Raw genomic sequence first — 18,032 nt, 5'->3', positions numbered from 1 at the left:
AAGGGATTGAAACTCGAACCACAGCAAGAGACTTGACCGAAAGCCGCGCCCCCATGGCCATGGATCGCACAAGCGGGCACGAAGCGCAGGAGCCCTGCGCGTGAAGCATCATGCTCGGGGAGTTGCGGTAGGCATCCCTTCGTGCCGCATCGCCCGGTTCGGCGCTGTTCTCCTTGCGTGACCCACTCACGGCGCGCCTTTCAGCGACGGCCATCGCTCACGCTGCGGCGGCTGCCCACGCAAGGAGTTGCGGCCGGCTACGTCAGGCCACCTCGTCACCCTGTTCGCCGAGCGACGCGCAGGTCCGGCTGATCAGCCGGGACACGTGCATTTGGGAGATGCCAAGCTGCTCGGCGATGCGGCTCTGCGTCATGCTGCGGAAGAAGCGCAGATACAGGATCTGCCGCTCCCGCTCCGGGAGCCGCCTGAGCTTCGGCTTGATCGTCTCTCGATCGACCACCCGGTCATAGCCGGACTCCTCATCGCCCACGGCGTCGGCCAAGGAGAAGCCGCTTTCCATCCCCGGCAGTTGCGCGTCGAGCGAGAGTGGAGTGTAGGTGTCCAGGGCCTCAAAGCCGATGAGGACTTCCCGCTCGGTCAGGCCGGTGTGGTCGGCGACCTCCTGGACGCTGGCACCGTGGCCGTCGAGCGAGTGGGACAGTTCGTGGTGAGCGGCGCGTACACGGTTGCGCAATTCCTGGACCCGGCGGGGGACATGGACGCCCCACAGGTTGTCGCGGAAGTGGCGCTTGACCTCCCCGACGATCGTCGGCACCGCGAAGCTCTCGAAGGCTGTGCCCCGTTCGGGGTCGTAGCGGCTGACGGCCTTCACCAGGCCCAGAGCGGCGACCTGCTCCAGGTCCTCCAGGGGCTCTCCGCGGTTGCGGAACTGGCGCGCCAGCCGATGGGCCATGGGCATCCATGCTTCGACGACCTGTCGGCGCAGGGCCTGTTTCGCTGGCCCGTCGGGCAGATATGTCATCTCGCGCAGTTCAGCGGTGGTGTTGGGGGCGTCGTCGTGCGGGTGCTTGACGGAAGATCGTTTGACCCGATGGGGTTTGGTTTGCATGGATACGGTCGTCACGAGAGACACCTCCTCGTACAGCGGACGGTCCACGCGGGATGGTGGACGGTTCACCGCAGGGGTGCTCACCTCGGCCAGGCACGCCCGGGCAGGAAGGAGCTCTCCTGCGGGGCGTGCCTCCGGTCCGAAGCACGTCAGTCCGCCTGCCCGACCGACTGCGCGGCAAACACGCCGCCGACGGGCGCGCGACCGTTGCGGGGCGACCCACCGCGCACGGCTCTCGGACAACCTCATTCCGACGCCGTAGCCGCGCAGGGGATCTTGCGTCTTGGTCGGTGCGGCATCGACTCAGCCTCCGCCGCCATCGGGCGGCTCGCCGGTGACGCCGGAAACCCTCGCGCCACCTACCCACCTGTCACCGCAGGGAGGGCAGGAACAGCCGGGAATCGAAGGGCACTGGTAGGACCTGTCCCGGCGACGGGGCGGCGGGGACCCGTTGGGGTGGGCGCGGGCCGCTCCGGTACCCGTGGGGGAGACGGGATGGCGCCGGGCGGCCCGGCGATAGCGCTGCTGCCCGGCATGTGGGTCTGCATTCCTTACGTCACCCGTTCGGGGAAGGTCAGTCCCGGGGCAGAAGAGGGCCTAGCGGACCCAGGTCGAAGTTCAGGTCCTCTGGAGACACCCCGAAGTGCTCGCGGAGCTCCTTCATGCGTTCTTCCAGGGCCATCAATGTCAGCCCCAGCTGTTCGATCTGCTCGTCGCTGAGGCAGCCCTTCTCCACCCGGCGGAGCGCCTGGCGCTCCATGAGCTGGCGGAGCAGCTCGATGACGGTCAGCACCAGGCTGGCCAGCCCGCGCTCCACCGACTCGACGCCGAGTGTGGGGAAGTCCTTGCCGCGCCGACACAGGTAGGGCTCACACGTGGCGGCGCGGCCTCCGGGCGGAGCGGGCGGTGTCGGATACGCCGCCGAGCAGGCGGGCAATGGCCCGGAACGGCAGTGTCACCACGGAGGCGAGGGTGGCGCCGACGGAGCGGATGACATCCGCGATGGCGCGGAGCATGGGATCCTCCTGTTGCGATCATGTGCGATGTGGTGCAGCCAACGGGTTGCCGCGCACGCCGCCCGCAAACAGCGTCCGTGCCGCGCCACCAGCCCGTGCCACAGCATCCATGCCGCGACGCCGAGTGCGGGAAGGTGGACGAAATCCGGCCGTTCCTCGGCAATCGTCTGGAAAACCCTGACGACCCGGAGGGCACGGCTACCGTGACCGTCACGGTCACCGACGGATTTCGGCCTCGCTGAGTACTCCTGGACTGGGTGTTCGCCATGGCATGGAACCTAACGACGGCTAATGCCACGGCTACGACGAACAGCGCGCCCGTCCCGCAGGGACGGACGCGCTGGTCAGACTGTGTGCCCCCGGCAGGATTCGAACCTGCGACACCCGCTTTAGGAGAGCGGTGCTCTATCCCCTGAGCTACGGAGGCGGGCTCCGGGGACAGCCTAGCGGACTCGCAAGTGGCCCGGTCGCACCCCTTGCCGCCCGTCAGGCCCAGGGCAGTCTCCCCGAACGGCCGTGATCGCTGCGTCGGCCGGCAGAAGGAATGAGGCCGCGGTGACGGCGCCCGAACGCCTCGTATCGGTCGCTCCTCTGGTCGGAGTCGATCTCATCCTTCGGGCGGATTCCGCCCGGCACCTCAGGCCGACGATTCCGGCCCGCGCCCCGGTGACCATGGAGAGGCCGCAGGCGGGGGAACTGCACGGGAACGGGAGGGGGCCGGCCAGTGGACATCACCAGTGGTGCGTTCATCGCCGCGCTCGTCGTCCTCGCCGTGCTGCCGCTGCTGGGGGCCGTACGGACGCGCCGCCGTGGTCGGCGCGTCGGCCTCGCGGTCGTGGCCCTCGGCGGGGCGGTGCTGCTCATCGCAGCGCTCGTCAATCAGCACTTCGGGTACGTCGTCCACGCCGAGGACCTCTTCGGTCTGCACGCACGCGGCATCGTGGCCGTACGGGCGGAGGACGGACCCGCAGAGGTGGCCGCGCGGATGCGGGCCGTGGGGCGTCCCGGGCGGGGCGTGCTCCTCGAGGTCCCCGTACCGGGCGAGCGCAGCGGAATCCGGGGCCGGTCCGCCTACGTCTACCTGCCGCCGCAGTACTTCGAGCGCGCACATGTGCGCACCCGCTTTCCGGTGCTCGAGCTGCTGCACGGCCAGCCCGGCGAGCCCGAGGACTTTCTGCGGAGCCTGGATGCGGACCGGCTCTACGAACGGGCGCTGCGGAAGCGGGCGACCGGGCCGATGGTGCTGGTGATGCCGGATGGCAACGGTTCGCGCTGGCGCTCCACGGAGGGGGTGGACGCCGTGCGCGGCGAGCGTGCCGAGACGTACCTCACCGATGATGTGGCGACAACCGTCCAGCGGCTGTTCCGGGTGCAGCGTCGCGGGCCGCACTGGGGGCTGGCGGGCTTCTCCGTCGGTGGCTACGCGGCGGTGAACCTGGCCCTGCGCAATCAGGAGCACTACGGTGCAGCCGCCAGCATGAGCGGCTATTTCACCGCAGTGGAGGACGAGTACACCGGCGCGCTCTACCGCGGCAGCGAGCGTGCCAAGCGGGAGAACTCGCCTCTCTGGTGCGTGGCTCATCGCCGCGTCGGCAGCACCGCGTTCTATCTGATGGCCGGAACCGACGACGACCACACCTGGAAGGCCACCCCGCCCTTCCACCGCTCGTTGTGCGCACTCGGCGAGGACGTGGAGCTGGCGGTCGAGCCCGGCGGCGGCCACACCTACCGGGCGTGGCGCAACGCCCTGCCCGACGTCTACAACTGGGCCTGGACGCGCGTACGGCCCGAGGGCCTCCACCACGCGTACCCGGTCGAGCGGCAGTCGGCCTTCCCCTCCTCGGGGCGCAGCGAGGGCCCCGACGAGCCGTCAGGCCGACTGCCCGGTCTGCCGTATATCCCGCGCGCCGACGAGGGTGCGGGGAGGACCCGGCTTCATCAGGGCCTCGTCACCTTCACCCGGTAGTTCCCGGCCGCGTCCTTGTCGAGGACCTCGATGGTGATGCCTGTCCTGCTGTCGGACATCCGCTCGCCGGCCGTGTACGCGGCGTCCGTCAACTCGGCGTTGACATTGGGCAGATGTGCGCAGCCATTGCTGTCGGGTCGGCTGTCCCGGACCGTGATCGGACCCTCGCCGCTGCTGATCCCCGTGTCGACCCAGTAGACGAGGACGCCGGGTCGGCAGACGGCCGCGTCATTGCCTTCCTCGGTGCGGAACTCGACCGCGTACCCGGTGCGTTCAGAGACCGGCACGTAGACGAGCTTGACGCCGCCGCCCCTGTCGCCGCTCCGCCGGGCGAGCGGAATGAGGGAGTGCTCGCTGCTCCCGCTGCCCTTGGCGCACGCGACCTGGTCGGGGGCGAGCCAGCCCAGCTTGCGCTTGTGCCATCCGAGGAGGTCGTTGTTGGCCCCCCAGTCCTCGGACATGATGTCCCAGTGGCCGGCCCGCTCGCCGCCCCGGGAGGTGTAGAGGTCGGGCAGCCCGAGCGTATGCGCGTTCTCGTGCGGCAGCACCCGGTACGCGTTCTCGATGGCCGACGGCGAGCCGTCGTCCTGGCGGCTGTAGACGAAGGACATGTACGCGAGCGGCACCCCGTCCGCCTCCGGCGCGTCGTGCAGGCCCGCGTAGGTCACGGACAGCACGGTGTCGAGCGCCGACGGGCCGGCGTTGGGCGTGACCAGGACGTTGATGATGTCGTACGCGGCGAAGTCCACCCGCTCGTCGGCGGCCGCCACGATGTCCTCGACGAGGAGTCGGTAGCCGGGCTCGTAGCCGACACCCCGGTCGATGCCGTACTCGTTGAACGGCCTGGGCATGCGCAGCCATTCGTCGACGGGAGCGTCGGCCCGGTAGCTCACGGCGCCGTACGAACTCGTGGCGTACCAGTCGGAGGTCTCCGGGAAGAACTCGGCGTACCGCTCCTCGGCAGTGCCCTGACCCCGCGCGTCCGGGAAGTCGATCATGAGATTGAGCGCTCGGAGGGTGCCGGTGCTCGGCGCATGCCCGGCCGGCGTCGGGATGCCCTCGGACATCTGGACGTCCTTGACGGGGGCCGGGGAGCAGGGGGCGTCGGGCCGGGCGGCGCTGGCCTGAGGGGCGCCGGCGGTGCCCGGGGTCGCGGTCGTGGTCGCCGTGGCCGGGGCCGTCAGGCCGAGTGCGGCGACGGCGAGGAGGGCGGTGCCGCGCCGGGGCCTGCGGATGCGGGCGGCGTGGACCTGGGGGACCGGTCCGCGGGGGCTGCCCGTACGGGAGCGGGGGGCGCGGAGCCGGGGAAGGGGGACGTTGTCGGTGTGGGCGCTGAAGATGTGGGCCTCGTCGCCGTGCGCCTTCCGTGCGCGGGCCTTGGGTATTCGGGGGCGGTTGGGCTTCATGCTGCGGCCGCCTTCCGTCAGGGCAGTCGCGCGAACCCGACTGCGCTGGTCCGATCACGGTGCTGTCGCCGCCGTTCGGGCGCCCGCCGGGTGCGGCCGTACGGGCGGAACTCCTGCTCCGTTCGGGTGCCGTTCGGCCGTGGAGCGTTAGCGGGGCGGTCTGTACCGCTCGGAGGAAAGGCGGCGGCCGCGCCCTGATGGTGTGAGACAGGTCACACAAGCTCAGGAAATATCCGGGGAGGTTCTCCCCGTTTACGCCCGTGTCCGAGCGACGGGGGAGGCGCTCCCCGCGTCGTCGTGTCAAACGTCGGGATCTGATCGGATCCCGACGGCAAGCGACCGGGAGACCCGCGGGAAGGGAGCAACATCGTGGCCGCCACCACCGACCGGCGTACGGAGCAGCGCCGCGCTCCCCGGTTGCGCGCCGACGCCGTGCGCAACCGGGAGCGGATCATCGCCGCCGCCCGGGAGATGTTCGTCGAGTACGGGGCGGACGTCCCACTCGACGAGGTCGCGCGCCGCGCAGGCGTCGGCAACGCCACCCTCTACCGGCACTTCGCCGACCGCCGCGAGTTGATTCACCGCGTCGCCCTGCACGTCATGGACCGCATCTGCGAACAGGCCGAGGCGGCCGTGACCGAGGAGCCGGATGCCTTCGAGGCACTGCGACGGTTCGCTCACGCGGCGGCCGACGAGCGGATCGGCGCCTTGTGCCCGCTGCTGCTGTCCGGGGGCATCGACAGAAACCACCCCGAGCAGCTGGAGGCGCGCGATCGCCTCGCACGTGACATCGAGAACCTGATGTCGCGGGCGCGTGCCACCGGACAGCTCCGCACCGACATCGACGCCGGCGATCTGATGGTGGCGCTCACCCAGCTGACCCGGCCGCTGCCCGGCTGGGGATCCTCCGCGGGGGCACCTCCTGGGGGCACCCCCAGCGAAAGCTGGGGGAGGAGTCTGGGGGAGGTAGGCCCCTGGCCTGCGGCATGGGGAACCCCAGGGGCAGTGCCCCCAAGGGGAGAGTCCGCCGGCGGCTGTAGCGGCTTCCACCGGTTCGTCCACCGCCACCTGCAGCTGTTCCTGGACGGTCTGCACACCCCGGCGCGCTCCGAACTCCCCGGCTCCGCAACCACCTTGGAGGACCTCCGGCAACAAGCCTGACGGCGCGCGCTCCCGCCGCCCCTCCACGCGTCCTCCCGACCTCTCTCCCGCGATCCGTAAGCCCGTTTCTCACCGTCCCGACGTCTCGGCTCTTCGCACCCTAGGTAGGCACAGCCATGCCAGATTCAGCCTCTTCTTCCGACACCCGGCCCGATCCCAGGCGCTGGAAGGCGCTGGTCTTCATCGCCCTCGCGCAGTTGATCGTCGTTCTCGACGCGACGATCGTGAACATCGCCCTGCCCTCCGCCCAGGTGGATCTGGGCATCTCCGACGGCAATCGCCAGTGGGTCATCACCGCCTACGCCCTCGCCTTCGGTGGCCTGCTGCTCTTCGGCGGCCGGATCGCCGACCTGTGGGGCCGTAAGCGCACGTTCGTCGTCGGTCTGCTCGGCTTCGCCGCCGCCTCGGCACTCGGTGGTGCCGCGGCGAACACCGGGATGCTGCTGGGCTCCCGTGCTCTGCAGGGCGTGTTCGGCGCGCTGCTCGCACCGGCGGCGCTGTCGCTGCTCGCGGTGATGTTCACCGAAGCCAGGGAGCGGGCCAAGGCGTTCGGCATCTACGGGGCCATCGCGGGCGGCGGCGGTGCCGTCGGTCTGATACTCGGCGGCGTACTCACCGAGTACCTGGACTGGCGCTGGACCTTCTTCGTCAACGTCCCGTTCGCCGTGGTCGCCGCGGCCGGTGCGTATGCCGTGGTCCGTGAGCCGGAGGGCGCCCGCAACCGGTCTCCGCTGGACATCCCCGGTGTCGTGCTGTCCACGCTGGGGCTGGTCTCCCTGGTGTACGGGTTCACGCGAGCCGAGTCCGACGGCTGGTCGGCGGGTACGACCATCGGCCTGTTCGTGGCGGCCGGGGTGCTGCTCGCCGCGTTCGCGCTGGTGGAGTCCAAGGTTGCGGCCCCGCTGCTGCCACTGAGGGTGGTGACCGAGCGAAACCGCGGCGGGGTCTACCTGTCGCTGGGACTGGCCGTCATCGCGATGTTCGGCCTCTTTCTCTTCCTCACCTACTACCTGCAGGTCGTCAAGGGCTACTCGCCGGTGAGCACCGGCTTCGCCTTCCTCCCGATGATCGCGGGCATGATCACCGGTTCGACCCAGATCGGCGCCCGGCTGATGAACCGCGTCGCACCGCGCCTGCTGATGGCGCCGGGCTTTCTGGTCGCCGCCGTCGGCATGCTGCTGTTGACCCGGATGGAGGTCGGGAGCTCGTACGCCGGGCTGATCCTGCCCGCGCAGCTCCTGCTCGGCGTGGGCATGGGTACGGCCTTCATGCCGGCCATGAGCCTGTCGACGCACGGTGTCGAGCCGCGCGACGCCGGTGTGGCCTCCGCGATGGTCAACACGTCTCAGCAGGTGGGCGGCGCCATCGGCACAGCGCTGCTGAACACCATCGCGGCGAGCGCCACCACGGCGTACGCCGCCTCACATGCGGCCGGTGCGCGGTCGGTCGAGGCGCTGCGGCTGGAGTCGATGGTGCACGGTTACTCGACCGCCATCTGGTGGGCGGTCGGCATCCTCGTGCTGTCGGCGGCGATCGCCGCCACGTTCGTCACCACCCGCGGACAGGGCGGCGGCGGTCCGGTGGCAGGGTCCCGCAAGGGCGGCGACACGGGCGAGGACGTGGACCGGGGCACGGGCGATGCGGCGGCCGTGGACGGTGTGGCGGCGCCGGTTCCCACTCATTGAGCCAAACGCAGGCGCTGTCCGTACTCAAGAGCGGAGGGCCCCGCTTCGGGGGGATTGGGGCCCTCCGCCATGCGCGACGGCGCACCCGGCGCAGTGTGGCGCCGGGTGGGTTCCACGACGCGTGAGAGCACCGTCAGGGAGCGGGCCATGCTGCGGAAGTCTTCGACCGCAAAGGCAACATCGGCCTGACCGCCTGGTGGAACGGCACGGTCGTCGGCGGCTGGGCTCAGCGGCGGGAGGGGGAGATCGTCTGGCGGCTCTTCACCGACGTAGGCCGGGGCTCCGTGACGCCGAGCGGCTTCTCGTACCAGTCCACATCCCAGTAGCGGCCGAATTTCCGGCCCACCTCCCGGTACGTGCCGACGAGCCGGAAGCCGAAGCGGGCGTGCAGGCGAGCGGACGCCTCGTTGGGGGCGGTCAGCCCCGCATAGGCGCGGTGCAGATCCTCGCCCTCCAGCGCCTTGAACAGCGCCGTGTAGAGGCGTGTGCCGATGCCGCGCCGGCCGGCGTCCGGCGCGCAATACACGCTGACCTCCACCGAGGTGTCGTACGCCGCCTTCGGCCGGAAGGGGCTGCTCGTCGCATACCCGAGGATTCGGCCTTTCGGGCACTCCTCCTGGGCAACCAGGAGCCGGTGAGGGCCGTCCTTAGGGTGAGAGTCCAGCCATGGGCGACGTTGCTCGGGGGTGAAAGGCACCGTGTCGAAGGTGATGGGCGTCTGGCGGACGTAGTGGTTGTAGAGGTCCGTCAGAGCCTGAAGGTCGTCCTCCTCGCCTGGTCTGACCTGCACATCCGGCATTCTCGGCACCATGTCGCCTCCCCGTGCGGGGTCGGTAAGGGTACTGCATGATCATAAAAAATGTCGGACGACATGGGAATTGTGTCCGGATTCCAGTCGTTGTTCCCATCGGAACGGGCACCCGAGCCAGGGTGGACGTCCGCTACTGACCCGCGACCGATTCATCGCAAGGGAGCATTCATGGCAACCCGTGCCGTCGCCCGCCGTCAGGCCGACAGCACCAGCACCGGGACCGACCGGGGTCACGGTCGCGCCGGGGGCGGGGAGATCGCCGACCGCGACCTGGTCGGCATGTACCTCGACGAGATAGCGCGGACCCCCCTGCTCGACGCTGCCAAGGAGGTCGAGCTGTCCCAGACCATCGAGGCGGGAGTGTACGCCCGGCACATCCTCGAGGGGGAGATCACGGACGCCCCCGCCGCAGGTGCGAGCCGTGAGGAGCTGGCGGCGATCGCCGCTGAGGGGGAGCGCGCAAAGGATGTGTTCATCCGCTCCAACCTCCGACTTGTCGTCGCGGTCGCGCGCCGCTATCCGCGCAGCGGGCTGCCCCTCCTCGACCTGATCCAGGAGGGCAACGCGGGGTTGGTGCGTGCGGTGGAGAAGTTCGACTACACCAAGGGATTCAAGTTCTCCACGTATGCGACCTGGTGGATCCGGCAGGCCATCACTCGTTCCATCGCGGACCAGTCCCGTACGATCCGGCTGCCCGTCCACTTGGTGGAGGAGCTGGGGCGGATCCGGCGTGTGCAGCGCGAGTTCAACCGCGAGCACGGCCGCGACCCCGAGCACGGGGAGATCGCCGAGGAGCTGGGCTCCACGTCCGCGCGGGTCGGCGATGTGCTCGACTGGGCCCGCGACCCGGTGAGCCTCAATATGTCGGTGGACGACGAGGGCGAGACCCAGTTCGGCGACCTGCTGGAGGACACCTCGGCGGCGACTCCCGAGCAGTCGGTGCTGGTGATGCTCCGACGAGAGGGTCTGGACGAGCTGATCGGCCGGCTCGACCACCGCACCGCCTCGATCATCAAGATGCGCTACGGCATCGACGACGGCCGGGAGCGGACGCTGACGGAGGTCGGTAAGCAACACGGCCTGACCCGCGAGCGAATCCGGCAGATCGAGAAGCACGCCCTGTTGGAACTGAAGAGGATGGCCCGCGACACCGGCTTCGATGCAGCGGCGTAACGGCTGCGTAGACTCGCGCCCACGCCTGAGCAGAGCCCCGGCGCTTCCCCGGCGCCGGGGCATTACCTATCCGCTGGGTCGGGATCCATGGGTACGGGTTCCGCTGGTACGGGCCTGGCGGGCGGCCACCGTGACGCCGCTCGCGACGGCGAGCGCCGATACCACGCCCGCCAGCAGCACCGCGGACTGCCCTACGACGGTGCAGGTCAGAACCAGGACGGCGGTCACCGGCAGGATCGCCTGACCGATGCCGCGCTTGCTGTGCCGGGCGTGCAGCAGCCAGACGGTAACGAGGTACAGCGCGCTGGGGAGGGTCACACCGGCGGCGGCCGCAGTCGTCGAGATATGGGCCTTTCCGGTGGCCTGCTCGACCGCCACCTCGATGCCGGCGCCGATGGCCGCGGCGGAGGCGAAGATGACGTAGTGCCCGTACCCCCAGAGAAAGGCGACCCGGTTCGAGGTCAGGCGCTCGTGGGCGGGGACCGCGAAGTAGATCCACCATGCGGAGAAGATAATCAACAGGCCACCGGCCGCGATCGGCAGGAGATCCCCCAGCTCCCGGTTCTCGTCCACCGCCGAACGCACCCCGACGGTCGCCGCGAGGATGGTCTCGCCCAGCACGATGATGAGGAAGAGGCCGTATCGCTCCGCGATGTGATGCGGATGCCAGGCGGTCTGCCAGGCCTGCTCGGCCCACATCGGCACCATCAGCTCGGCGATCACCATGCCCAGGAACAGCCATGGTCTCGTGTCCTCAGGAATGAACAGCAGCCCCAGCCATCCGCCCTGGCAGGTCGTCACGCCGACCGCATAGCGCAGCGCCATCCCGCGCTCGGAGCCCCGCGTTGAGAGGGCGAGCCGACCCCACTGGCTGACCAGCGCGATCCGCATGACCACATAGCCGAACCACACGACCGAGAAGTCGTTGTCGTCGAAGGCGCGTGTCACGCCCGCGGCGAGGATCAGCACGCCGGTCATCTGGACCAGCGTGGTCACCCGGTACAGGACGTCGTCCGTGTCGTACGCGGACGCGAACCAGGAGAAGTTCATCCACGCCCACCAGATGGCGAAGAACACCATCGTGTAACCGGCGACGCCATGTGCCGGGTGGCCCTCGGCGAGGGCGTGCACAAGGGCTGCCCCTGCCTGGGCGATGGCGACCACGAAGACGAGGTCGAAGAAGAGTTCCAGAGGTGTGGCGGCGCGATGCGCCTCGTCACGGCTGCGGGCGACCATCCGGCGCATCGGGGCGGCGGCCCGCCCGTGGCCGGGGCCGGTGGGGCCGGGGAGGTGAGCGGGACCGGACGGCCCGGAGGGGGAGTGGTCGCTCACGAGTGCGCCTCCGTTGTCGCCATCCCCCTCTCCCCGGTCCGCACTCAATCTCCCCCTCACTCCCGCGACGCGCATATCGGGTCCAGGGCCGCATGAGCCGTTACGGTGACGACGCGTCCGACCCTCAGCGACGTCGCCGGAAACCACCGCTCCCTCCCCCGGCCATATACGCGCACCCGGCCATGTGCGCGAGGTCCCACCACCCTGTCGCAAACAGCGGCCATATGCCCTGGTCGGCGGGGGCCGTGGCTGGGCTACGCGACTGGGCGGGATCCGCGTAACCACTGGGCATCGACACCCCCGTACCCTTGAGCCATGAGCACCGCCCCGACTCCCGAACCGCAGGAGGCGGCCGACCCGGCCGCCAAGCTGGACTTCGGGGACCCGTCCGACCGGCAGTCCGCGGACGACACCGAGCAGGGCTGGGGCGAGCGCCCGGCCAGTGGCGACAGCAGCGCCGACCTGGCCCGCTTCCTCGACGAGAAGCCCCCTCACCACCTCTGATCACCGGTCGGCCCCTGCGGTGTCCAGCCTCCCCCTGGGTTCCCCATGCCGCAGGCCAGGGGCCTACCTCCCCCTGGGGGTACTCCCCCAGCTACCGCTGGGAGGTGCCCCCAGCGGCCGCGGTTGCGGCGGGCCTCTGCTTCCGCTGCTGTTCCCGTTACTGCTTCTGGGAGGGCACACGCCCCGTGTCCGGACCCGGGTCCGAGCCGTCGTGCCGGCCCACGAGCGCGTCCCGGATCTGCGCGAGCAGTTCGATCTCCGTCACCTCGGCCGGGGTGGCCGCCACCGGAGCCTTGGCCGCCTGCCGCTCCTTGTAGCGGTTCATCGGCAGGATCATGAGGAAATAGACGACCGCCGCCGTGATCAGGAAGGTCAGGGTGGCGCTGAGCACCGAGCCCCAGAGGATGTGGATGCCCTCGGTCACCTCGCCCGCCTGGTTCTTCCTGCAGGTGCCGATGCAGGTCGTGTAATGGTCGAGATTCTGGGTGCCGATGGCGCCCACCACAGGGTTGATCACCCCCTTCACCACTGCGTTCACGATGTTCGTGAACGCAGCGCCGATGACCACGGCGACCGCGAGATCGATCACGTTTCCGCGCATCAGGAACTGCTTGAAGCCGTTCAGGACGCCCTTGTTCTCCACGCTCACCGGGAGGCCTCTCTCTGCGCGCACGCTGGATGGAACAGACGGTTCCGCAATGTACGGCAGAGTGGGTCAGGGCTGTCCAATCTCGTCCCTCGGACGAGGCCGCGGCTGCCGCCAGCGCTGCGGCAGCCAGCGCGAGCCCTGCCCCGACCGACCGGCGCCGTCGGCGCAGAACGCGCACCAACCCGTACCGGCCGCCCCGCGGTCGTAAGGGCTCGAAGTGCGGGACCTCGCGCAGCGGCGGAGTGGGCTGCGGCGGTGAGCCGCCGGGCAGGCCGCCGTAACAGGCCCGCCGGGGATGACCGCGCCCACTGTCGCGGCCCGCAGCGCCGAAGCGGGCGACGTGGCTGACGCGGGCGATGTGAGCGACGCGACCGGTGACGCCGATGCCACTGGCGCCCACGTCACCGGCGTGGCTGGCATGACTGACATGGCTGGCGTACGGGGACGGGGACATGACGTACTGGGACATGAGGCCATCACCTCTCGCGAGGAGCTCGGAGACATCCGCTTGCGCTCCCCACGATGCATGTCTTCGCCCGACCCCGCCGACGCCTGAGGACTACTCCCCGGTTGTGGAAAAAGCCGTCACCCTCAGGCAGTTCGTCATGGCAGTTCGATCCCGATGTCCAGCCCTTCCAGCGCCCGCCCGCACTGGCAATCCCGGCCTGCCACGTCCGGCAGCTCAGCCACCGCGTCGAAGAGCACCGTCCGCAGGCGCTCCACGTTCTCCGCGAACACCCGCATGACCTCCTCCTGGGAGACGCCGTCACCCGTCTCGGCCCCTGCATCCAGGTCGGTGACCAGCGTCAGCGACGTGTAGCAGAGCTCGAGTTCGCGTGCGAGGACCGCTTCCGGGTGCCCGGTCATGCCGACGACCGACCAACCCTGGGCCGCATGCCAGTTGGACTCGGCCCGGGTCGAGAAGCGCGGCCCTTCGACCACCACCAGCGTCCCGCCGTCCACGGGGTCCAGGTCGCGCCGACGCGCGACCGCCAACGCCGCCTGCCTGCCGGCCGGGCAGTACGGGTCGGCGAAGCCCACATGCACGACATTGGGCACCTCGCCGGTCGGCAGCGCTTCCCCGTCGAAGAAGGTCTGGGTCCGCGTCTTCGTGCGGTCCACCAGTTGGTCGGGCACGAGCAGAGTGCCCGGTCCGTACTCCTTCCGCAGTCCGCCGACGGCACACGGAGCGAGCACCTGCCGGACACCGACCGAGCGCAAAGCCCAGAGGTTCGCCCGGTAGTTGATGCGGTGCGGAGGAAGGTGGTGCTTGCGGCCGTGCCGGGGAAGGAAGGCGACCCGCCGCCCCGCGACCTCGCCGAGGAAGAGCGAGTCGCTCGGCGCCCCGTAGGGGGTCTCCACGGTGATCTCGGTCACGTCATCGACGAAGGAGTAGAACCCCGATCCGCCGATTACCCCTATGTCCGCCTGAGCGGTGTCCGTCTCGACCATGCGCCCCACCTTATGCGGGACCGTACGCGCACCGGACCCCGCCGCCTCACATCGAGGCGGCGGGGTCCGTCCGTTGGTCTTGCGGCGCGGTTGTCAGGCCGCGGAGCTGCCCGACGTCGACTGCGACGAGGAGGCCGAGGACGACGCGGCAGAGGACGAGCTCGACGCGGAGGAGCCGCCGTCGCCCTTGGCCGGCGTGGACGCCGTGGACGACGAAGAGGCCGAGGAGGACGACGACTTCGCCGCACTGCCGGACGAGCCCGACGACGAGGCGCGGCTGTCGGTCCGATAGAAGCCGGACCCCTTGAAGACGACACCGACCGCCGAGAACACCTTGCGCAGGCGCCCCTCACAGCCGGGGCACTCCGTGAGCGCCTCGTCCGTGAACTTCTGCACCGCCTCGAGGCCCTCGCCGCAATCGGTGCACTGGTACTGGTAGGTCGGCACGTACTCCTCCTGGCACTCTCACTCGATGAGTGCTAACGACGGTCAATAGTGCAGCATTCCACGGGATCAGTCCACAGCAACCGGCACACGGTGACCGATCCCACGCGCCACCGGCAGCCGTGACGGTGGCCGGGCCACGAGCCGTCCGCGCAGCGCCACCACCGTCACCAGCGCCAGCGCCGTACCGGCCAGCGGCACAATGAAGCCGGCGCCGGCGCCCGACATGTCCGTCAGTTGACCAGCCACCGTCACGGCTGCCGCCTGGCCGAGCGCGACCGAGCCGGTCAGCCAGGTGAAGGCCTCGGTACGGGCCGTCGGCGGGACCACCGCCTCCACCAGCGTGTAGCCGGTGATGAGTGCCGGTGCGACGCACAGGCCGACCAGCAGCCCCAGCGCTCCGAGCAGCAGCGGGGACTGCACGGCCCACAGGGCCGAGCACGCCAGTGCCAGCGCCGCGTATCCCGTGATCAGCCGCTGTCGCGCCGAGGTCCGCCAGGCGATCGCTCCGCAGGCCACTCCGGCCAGCATGTTGCCCGCCGCGAAGATCCCGTACAGCAGACCGTTCATGCCGGGCTGTCCGATTTCCTGGGTGAAGGCGGTCAGCGAGACCTGCATGCCGCCGAAGACCGAGCCGATCCCGAGGAAGGCGACCGCCAGGACGCGGACGCCGGGCACGGACAGGGCGGATGCGCGGGGCGCGTCCACCCGCGCCGCGCGCCGGTGTGCGGGCGGCGCGCTACCGCGCTGGGCGGCGAACAGCAGTCCGCCCGCCAGGGTCAGTCCCGACTCAGCGACCAGACCCGCCGCCGGATGCGCACCCGTGCACAGCGCGGTCGCCAGGACCGGCCCGATGACGAAGGTCAGCTCGTCCGTGACGGACTCGAATGCGGCCGCCGTGGACATCAGCGGGCTGCCTGCCCCGAGTTCCCCGACGGGGGACCCCAATGCCGCCGCCCAGCGCGCCCGCACCATGGGCCCGATCTGCGGTACGGAGGCGCCGGTCGGTACGGCAGCGGCGAAGAGCGCCCACAGGGGCGCGTCCGCCAGTGCGAGCGCCGTCAGAAGTCCGCCGGACGCCGCATGGATCGCGATGCCGGGCAGCAGTACCGCACGCTGTCCGAAGTGGTCCGCGAGTCTGCCGCTCTGCGGAGCGCAGAGTGCCATGGACAGGCCGGTGACCGCCGCGACCGCGCCGGCGATGCCGTACGAGCCCGTGGTGTGCTCGACGAGCAGCACGATGCTGATCGTGAGCATGGCGAAGGGCTGTCGTGCGGCGAAGCCGGGCAGCACGAAGGCCCATGCGCCGGGTGTGCGCAGCAGCTGCCCGTATCCGGGACGCTTCTCGGGACGTCGGGTGGTGGTCCCTGGGCGTGTGGTGGTGACCGCGGATGCCACGGCCGTCGCCTTTCTGCCGCCTGGTAGCGCACCCTCGTGGGTCGTCACGGAGTGCGCCGAGAGCTGTCCTCTCGCGCAGGACCGGGGTAGATACCGGGGTCCGCACCGATCAGGGGCAGGGGACCGCGGCCGCCGAGCGGTCGCGCCAGCTCTGCGTCAGGCAGAGTGGGTCGTCAGTTGCCGCTTCATTGTACAGGGGAAGCAGGCGCATCCCCTGTGATCTATGCGACCGAGGGCCTTGTCCGCCTGCGATTACGGGGAGCCCTGGCCCTCGTTGTGCAGCCAGCCGGCCAGCTTGCCCCCCTGTGCCACGGCCCGGAGCCGCTTCTCCGCTGCGTCACGTACCGGATCCGTTGCCACCACCAGCAGCTCGTCCCCGCGCCTGAGGAACGTCGTCGGCGACGGCACGAAGCTCTTGCCGTCCCGTACGACGAGGGTGACCGCGGCGCCCGCCGGCAGCCTCAGTTCGCCTACCTCCACCCCGTGCATCCTGGATTTCTCCGGCACCGAGACCGACAGCAGATGGCCGCGCAGCCGCTCCAGCGGCGCGGATTCGATTCCCAGATCGGACGCCGCCTCGCTGTCGCCGAGCCGCAGCCGTGTGGCGACCCAGGGAAGTGACGGTGCCTGGATCAGTGTGTAGACGATCACCAGGACGAAGACCATGTTGAAGATCGTCCGGCTGTCGTCGACGTCGTGTACCACAGGGATCGTGGCCAGGACGATCGGCACGGCGCCGCGCAGCCCCGCCCAGGACAGCAGCGCCCGCTCGGCCCGGCTCGTACGGAACGGCATCGTGCTCAGGAGTACGGAGACCGGCCGCGCCACCACGGTCAGCACCAGGCCCACGATGACCGCCGGCAGGATGTCGTCGCCCAGCTCGTGCGGGGTGACGAGCAGGCCGAGCAGCACGAACATGCCGATCTGCGCGATCCAGCCGACCCCCTCGGCGAATCCGCGGGTGGCGGGCCAGTGCGGAAGCCGGGCGTTGCCCAGGATCACGGAGGCCACGTAGACGGCCAGGAAGCCGCTGCCGTGCGCGAGGGCGCCGCCCGCGTAGGCGACGACCGCGATCGCCATCACCGCGATCGGATACAGGCCGGAGGCGGGCAGTGCCACGTGCCGCAGCGCGTAGGCCCCGAGCAGACCCACCGCGGTGCCGATCACCCCACCGATCAGGAGCTCCAGCGAGATCTTGCCGAGGAGTACGTACCACTGATCCACCGGACCGGCCATCGAAAATGCCACCACGAGGATCACCACAGGGGCGTCGTTGAAGCCCGACTCCGCCTCCAAGGTGCCCACCAGTCGCCGGGGCAGCGGCACCCTGCGCAGCACGGAGAAGACCGCGGCCGCGTCCGTGGAGGACACCACCGCGCCGATGATGAGCGCCTGCCGCCACTCCATGCCCACCAGGTAGTGCGCCGCCGCCGCGGTGATGCCGACGCTCACGGCGACGCCGACCGTCGACAGCACCGCCGCGATGGGCAGCCCCGGTTTCATCTCCCGCCACTTCGTGCCGAGACCACCCTCCGCCAGGATCACCACGAGCGCCGAGTAGCCGAGCAGCTGGGTCAACTGGGCGTCGTCGAAGGCGATGCCCACTCCGTCCTCGCCCGCCGCGACTCCGATGCCCAGGTAGATGAGCAGGGTCGGCAGCCCGCTGCGCGTGGAGATCCTGACCGCCGCCACCGCGATGAGCAGAACGATCGAGCAGACCAGCAGGAGTTCGTTGAGTTGGTGGACAGTCAGGGGGCGAACCCTTTCGTGCGTTATGCGCCGAAACGTTCCTTCGGAACGGCGACACTTCGTTCCGTTGCCTAACATTTTACGGGTTCTTGACGCGTGCCTCCGGGAGGCGTTCACCGGGACGGGATTCCGCGCAGACTCCGCGTACGGGCCGCTCAGGCCCTGCGCCTATGGTTGCTCCAGCACTCCCAGGACCACCCTGCCCCTCGAAGGACAG

Annotated in this window: 16 protein-coding genes and 1 tRNA gene; 5 read left to right on the top strand and 12 right to left on the bottom strand. The window is 70.1% G+C overall.

Annotation, left to right across the window (positions count from 1 at the left end):
• Positions 1–262: 262 nt before the first annotated feature.
• The 4 genes from ACTWQI_RS22575 to ACTWQI_RS22560 all read right to left on the bottom strand — a co-directional run bounded on the left by ACTWQI_RS22575 (position 263) and on the right by ACTWQI_RS22560 (position 2,512).
• Positions 263–1,069: a SigB/SigF/SigG family RNA polymerase sigma factor gene (locus tag ACTWQI_RS22575; protein WP_443273303.1), complete on the bottom strand. Its 807-nt coding sequence runs from the start codon at positions 1,067–1,069 to the stop codon at positions 263–265.
• A 574-nt stretch (positions 1,070–1,643) separates the two neighbouring features.
• Positions 1,644–1,931, bottom strand: coding sequence for a gas vesicle protein K (locus tag ACTWQI_RS22570; RefSeq protein WP_443273302.1), 288 nt, complete (start codon positions 1,929–1,931; stop codon positions 1,644–1,646).
• Positions 1,932–1,938: 7 nt separating this feature from the next.
• Positions 1,939–2,085: an LPFR motif small protein gene (locus tag ACTWQI_RS22565; RefSeq protein ID WP_443273150.1), complete on the bottom strand. Its 147-nt coding sequence runs from the start codon at positions 2,083–2,085 to the stop codon at positions 1,939–1,941.
• A gap of 354 nt (positions 2,086–2,439) precedes the next feature.
• Positions 2,440–2,512, bottom strand: a tRNA-Arg gene (locus ACTWQI_RS22560).
• A 297-nt stretch (positions 2,513–2,809) separates the two neighbouring features.
• Between ACTWQI_RS22560 and ACTWQI_RS22555 the strand changes: the two genes are divergently transcribed.
• Positions 2,810–4,051, top strand: coding sequence for an alpha/beta hydrolase (locus ACTWQI_RS22555; RefSeq protein WP_443273148.1), 1,242 nt, complete (start codon positions 2,810–2,812; stop codon positions 4,049–4,051).
• On the opposite strand, the gene ACTWQI_RS22550 is transcribed toward ACTWQI_RS22555, so the two are convergent.
• Positions 4,024–5,457 carry a M6 family metalloprotease domain-containing protein gene (locus ACTWQI_RS22550; RefSeq protein ID WP_443273146.1) on the bottom strand — a complete coding sequence of 478 codons (1,434 nt, stop codon included), beginning with the start codon at positions 5,455–5,457 and terminating at the stop codon, positions 4,024–4,026. The two genes, ACTWQI_RS22555 and ACTWQI_RS22550, sit on opposite strands and share 28 nt — an antisense overlap.
• A gap of 369 nt (positions 5,458–5,826) precedes the next feature.
• On the opposite strand from ACTWQI_RS22550, the gene ACTWQI_RS22545 reads away from it, so the two are divergent.
• Both ACTWQI_RS22545 and ACTWQI_RS22540 read left to right on the top strand, forming a co-directional pair.
• Positions 5,827–6,618 (top strand): TetR/AcrR family transcriptional regulator, encoded by a 792-nt coding sequence (locus ACTWQI_RS22545; RefSeq protein WP_443273144.1) that lies wholly within the window; start codon positions 5,827–5,829, stop codon positions 6,616–6,618.
• A 116-nt stretch (positions 6,619–6,734) separates the two neighbouring features.
• Positions 6,735–8,303: an MFS transporter gene (locus ACTWQI_RS22540; protein WP_443273142.1), complete on the top strand. Its 1,569-nt coding sequence runs from the start codon at positions 6,735–6,737 to the stop codon at positions 8,301–8,303.
• Positions 8,304–8,529: 226 nt separating this feature from the next.
• Here ACTWQI_RS22540 and ACTWQI_RS22535 read toward each other — a convergent pair whose 3' ends face one another.
• Positions 8,530–9,102 carry a GNAT family N-acetyltransferase gene (locus ACTWQI_RS22535; protein ID WP_443273300.1) on the bottom strand — a complete coding sequence of 191 codons (573 nt, stop codon included), beginning with the start codon at positions 9,100–9,102 and terminating at the stop codon, positions 8,530–8,532.
• A gap of 180 nt (positions 9,103–9,282) precedes the next feature.
• Between ACTWQI_RS22535 and ACTWQI_RS22530 the strand changes: the two genes are divergently transcribed.
• A complete protein-coding gene (locus ACTWQI_RS22530; protein ID WP_443273140.1) occupies positions 9,283–10,287 on the top strand; it encodes a sigma-70 family RNA polymerase sigma factor in 1,005 nt (334 codons plus the stop codon).
• A 66-nt stretch (positions 10,288–10,353) separates the two neighbouring features.
• Here the strand turns inward: ACTWQI_RS22530 and ACTWQI_RS22525 are convergent, their stop codons facing one another.
• Positions 10,354–11,532, bottom strand: coding sequence for a low temperature requirement protein A (locus ACTWQI_RS22525; protein WP_443273298.1), 1,179 nt, complete (start codon positions 11,530–11,532; stop codon positions 10,354–10,356).
• 402 nt (positions 11,533–11,934) lie between these two features.
• Between ACTWQI_RS22525 and ACTWQI_RS22520 the strand changes: the two genes are divergently transcribed.
• The gene (locus tag ACTWQI_RS22520; protein WP_443273139.1) at positions 11,935–12,123 is read left to right on the top strand and encodes a hypothetical protein; all 189 of its coding nucleotides are present in this window, start codon (positions 11,935–11,937) and stop codon (positions 12,121–12,123) included.
• Between the two features lie 157 nt (positions 12,124–12,280).
• Here ACTWQI_RS22520 and mscL read toward each other — a convergent pair whose 3' ends face one another.
• The 5 genes from mscL to ACTWQI_RS22495 form a co-directional block, all read right to left on the bottom strand.
• A complete protein-coding gene (gene mscL / locus ACTWQI_RS22515; protein ID WP_443273137.1) occupies positions 12,281–12,772 on the bottom strand; it encodes a large conductance mechanosensitive channel protein MscL in 492 nt (163 codons plus the stop codon).
• 603 nt (positions 12,773–13,375) lie between these two features.
• The gene (locus tag ACTWQI_RS22510) at positions 13,376–14,224 is read right to left on the bottom strand and encodes an S-methyl-5'-thioadenosine phosphorylase (protein ID WP_443273135.1); all 849 of its coding nucleotides are present in this window, start codon (positions 14,222–14,224) and stop codon (positions 13,376–13,378) included.
• 93 nt (positions 14,225–14,317) lie between these two features.
• A complete protein-coding gene (locus ACTWQI_RS22505; protein WP_443273134.1) occupies positions 14,318–14,671 on the bottom strand; it encodes an FmdB family zinc ribbon protein in 354 nt (117 codons plus the stop codon).
• A gap of 66 nt (positions 14,672–14,737) precedes the next feature.
• Entirely contained in the window at positions 14,738–16,066 is a 1,329-nt protein-coding gene (locus ACTWQI_RS22500) for an MFS transporter (RefSeq protein WP_443273132.1), read from the bottom strand.
• A gap of 252 nt (positions 16,067–16,318) precedes the next feature.
• Positions 16,319–17,893 (bottom strand): potassium/proton antiporter, encoded by a 1,575-nt coding sequence (locus ACTWQI_RS22495; RefSeq protein ID WP_443273130.1) that lies wholly within the window; start codon positions 17,891–17,893, stop codon positions 16,319–16,321.
• Positions 17,894–18,032: the final 139 nt, after the last annotated feature.

The organism is Streptomyces sp. KR80 (assembly GCF_052245555.1).
GTDB lineage: Bacteria > Actinomycetota > Actinomycetes > Streptomycetales > Streptomycetaceae > Streptomyces.
Note: the sequence above shows the minus strand (reverse complement) of the source record. Positions and strands in the feature narration are given on the sequence as shown.

Bases quoted from the DNA above. Each gene is read 5' to 3' on its own strand.
- ACTWQI_RS22575 (WP_443273303.1), bottom strand. From the start codon at position 1,069: ATGCAAACCAAACCCCATCGGGTCAAACGATCTTCCGTCAAGCACCCG.
- ACTWQI_RS22565 (WP_443273150.1), bottom strand. From the start codon at position 2,085: ATGCTCCGCGCCATCGCGGATGTCATCCGCTCCGTCGGCGCCACCCTC.
- ACTWQI_RS22550 (WP_443273146.1), bottom strand. From the start codon at position 5,457: ATGAAGCCCAACCGCCCCCGAATACCCAAGGCCCGCGCACGGAAGGCG.
- ACTWQI_RS22540 (WP_443273142.1), top strand. From the start codon at position 6,735: ATGCCAGATTCAGCCTCTTCTTCCGACACCCGGCCCGATCCCAGGCGC.
- ACTWQI_RS22535 (WP_443273300.1), bottom strand. From the start codon at position 9,102: ATGCCGGATGTGCAGGTCAGACCAGGCGAGGAGGACGACCTTCAGGCT.
- ACTWQI_RS22530 (WP_443273140.1), top strand. From the start codon at position 9,283: ATGGCAACCCGTGCCGTCGCCCGCCGTCAGGCCGACAGCACCAGCACC.
- ACTWQI_RS22525 (WP_443273298.1), bottom strand. From the start codon at position 11,532: ATGCGCCGGATGGTCGCCCGCAGCCGTGACGAGGCGCATCGCGCCGCC.
- ACTWQI_RS22520 (WP_443273139.1), top strand. From the start codon at position 11,935: ATGAGCACCGCCCCGACTCCCGAACCGCAGGAGGCGGCCGACCCGGCC.
- ACTWQI_RS22510 (WP_443273135.1), bottom strand. From the start codon at position 14,224: ATGGTCGAGACGGACACCGCTCAGGCGGACATAGGGGTAATCGGCGGA.
- ACTWQI_RS22495 (WP_443273130.1), bottom strand. From the start codon at position 17,893: ATGTTAGGCAACGGAACGAAGTGTCGCCGTTCCGAAGGAACGTTTCGG.